8 tRNA genes are annotated in these 738 nt (G+C 51.4%); all 8 read right to left on the bottom strand.

Features of this window, described 5'->3' with window-relative positions:
* Positions 1-3 precede the first annotated feature (3 nt).
* Positions 4-77 (bottom strand) — tRNA-Pro (locus HMPREF2957_RS00190).
* 14 nt (positions 78-91) lie between these two features.
* Positions 92-165, bottom strand: a tRNA-Arg gene (locus tag HMPREF2957_RS00195).
* Positions 166-176: 11 nt separating this feature from the next.
* Positions 177-262, bottom strand: a tRNA-Leu gene (locus HMPREF2957_RS00200).
* A gap of 7 nt (positions 263-269) precedes the next feature.
* Positions 270-341: transfer RNA gene (locus HMPREF2957_RS00205), tRNA-Gly, on the bottom strand.
* 27 nt (positions 342-368) lie between these two features.
* A tRNA-Thr gene (locus HMPREF2957_RS00210) sits at positions 369-441 on the bottom strand.
* A 12-nt stretch (positions 442-453) separates the two neighbouring features.
* A tRNA-Leu gene (locus tag HMPREF2957_RS00215) sits at positions 454-535 on the bottom strand.
* A 5-nt stretch (positions 536-540) separates the two neighbouring features.
* Positions 541-613: transfer RNA gene (locus HMPREF2957_RS00220), tRNA-Lys, on the bottom strand.
* Positions 614-631: 18 nt separating this feature from the next.
* A tRNA-Asp gene (locus tag HMPREF2957_RS00225) sits at positions 632-704 on the bottom strand.
* Positions 705-738 lie beyond the last annotated feature (34 nt).

Consider the following 738-nt stretch of genomic DNA (forward strand, 5'->3'; position numbering starts at 1 on the left):
CAATCGGGAAGACAGGATTCGAACCTGCGACACCTTGGTCCCAAACCAAGTACTCTACCAAGCTGAGCTACTTCCCGAGTTTAATGTTTAATGCACCCTAGAGGAGTCGAACCTCTAACCGCCTGATTCGTAGTCAGGTACTCTATCCAGTTGAGCTAAGGGTGCTCTTCAATATATGCCGAGGACCGGAATCGAACCGGTACGATCGTTACCAATCGCAGGATTTTAAGTCCTGTGCGTCTGCCAGTTCCGCCACCCCGGCCTCTATAAGCGAACGACGGGATTCGAACCCGCGACCCCCACCTTGGCAAGGTGGTGTTCTACCACTGAACTACGTTCGCATCGACTCTGGTTTACATTAAAAAAAATGCCGGCTACATGACTTGAACACGCGACCCTCTGATTACAAATCAGATGCTCTACCAACTGAGCTAAGCCGGCTGATTTCTATTATGCGGGTTAAGGGACTTGAACCCCCACGCCGTTAAGCGCCAGATCCTAAATCTGGTGCGTCTGCCAATTCCGCCAAACCCGCAAATATGACCCGTACTGGGCTCGAACCAGTGACCCATTGATTAAAAGTCAATTGCTCTACCAACTGAGCTAACGAGTCAAATAACTTTCGTTATTACGGTCCCGACGGGAATCGAACCCGCGATCTTCGCCGTGACAGGGCGACGTGATAACCGCTACACTACGGGACCTATGGGAGTTAACGGGATCGAACCGCTGACCCTC

This window comes from Streptococcus sp. HMSC062D07 (assembly GCF_001814215.1).
Lineage (GTDB): Bacteria > Bacillota > Bacilli > Lactobacillales > Streptococcaceae > Streptococcus > Streptococcus infantis_I.